Origin of the sequence: Pleomorphovibrio marinus, from assembly GCF_003347495.1 — a bacterium.
GTDB classification, from domain to species: domain Bacteria; phylum Bacteroidota; class Bacteroidia; order Cytophagales; family Cyclobacteriaceae; genus Pleomorphovibrio; species Pleomorphovibrio marinus.
This window is the reverse complement of record NZ_QCXY01000040.1, coordinates 1-938: the sequence shown is the minus strand read 5'-3', so window position 1 is coordinate 938 and position 938 is coordinate 1. Positions and strand designations below refer to the sequence as shown.

At 32.4% G+C, this 938-nt stretch carries 2 protein-coding genes; both read left to right on the top strand.

All coding sequences use genetic code 11. From position 1 onward, the window contains the following. Window positions 1–34 precede the first annotated feature (34 nt). Entirely contained in the window at window positions 35–571 is a 537-nt protein-coding gene (locus tag DB520_RS26270) for a RusA family crossover junction endodeoxyribonuclease (protein WP_114752803.1), read from the top strand. A gap of 11 nt (window positions 572–582) precedes the next feature. After that, entirely contained in the window at window positions 583–804 is a 222-nt protein-coding gene (locus tag DB520_RS26265; RefSeq protein WP_114752802.1) for a hypothetical protein, read from the top strand. The last annotated feature ends 134 nt before the right edge of the window (window positions 805–938 follow it).

Genomic DNA, 938 nt, shown 5'->3' with positions numbered 1-938 from the left:
ACCGTTGGGTACAAGCTAAAAATAAACGTAGTAAATGAAGGCTATATTAAAAAAACATCCAGAATTAGATTTTTTCATAGGTTTTATAGGTGGTCCAGAAATACCGACTAAACAAGATAAGTTCAAACCATTAATGGGATACAAAGCTATTTTAGAAGATGAAGAAGGTAAGACAACTGATCTATCAGAAGAATTTGATTTATACTTAAAAAAGAAAGGAAAATCAAACCATCAGGACTTTGAAACAAAATTCAAACAGCAAATAAAAGAAAACCTTACCGATGAACATCCTTACAAAAAGAGTGTGAAATTAGAAGTTATAGTAAGTATTTCAATGCAAGAAAAGAGACTTAACTCAGTCGATATAGATAATTTAATTAAAAGCGTACTAGATTGCTTTAATGGTCTAGTCTATGAAGATGATTCACAAATTGTAAGCGTGTTAGGCAGAAAGGACGTTAACGGCTATTTTCCAAGAAATGGAATTTTTGTTGGAATCAGAAAAATTATAGAGGATAAAGAATCTTGGTTCAAAAACATAAAATTAGCTTACTTTGAATATAAAAACTAAAATCAGAAAAAATGAAGTTTATTAAAAATCTTGGACAAAAATTAAATTCCACACAAAAAACTATTGTTTCAATAGCAGTTCCTTTGGCTCTTTTTGTTATAACTTTTGCAATTGCGGAAGATGCAGGTTATAAAGGTGCTTTTGATATGGATGACACTTGGTTAATTTGGCTAATATTCGTAGGGATTGCTGGATATTTTGAATTCCATTTATATTCTGACAATAAAAAATAGCCAGTACCCAACAGGCGTTTGGCTCAATGGCGGGTGACGTGGTTAATTGAACATTCTACTTCGCATCAACTTTTGTGGTGTATTGACAGTTTAGTGCTCCGAAATCCGCCACTGCGCCAAGCGCCAATCCGTTA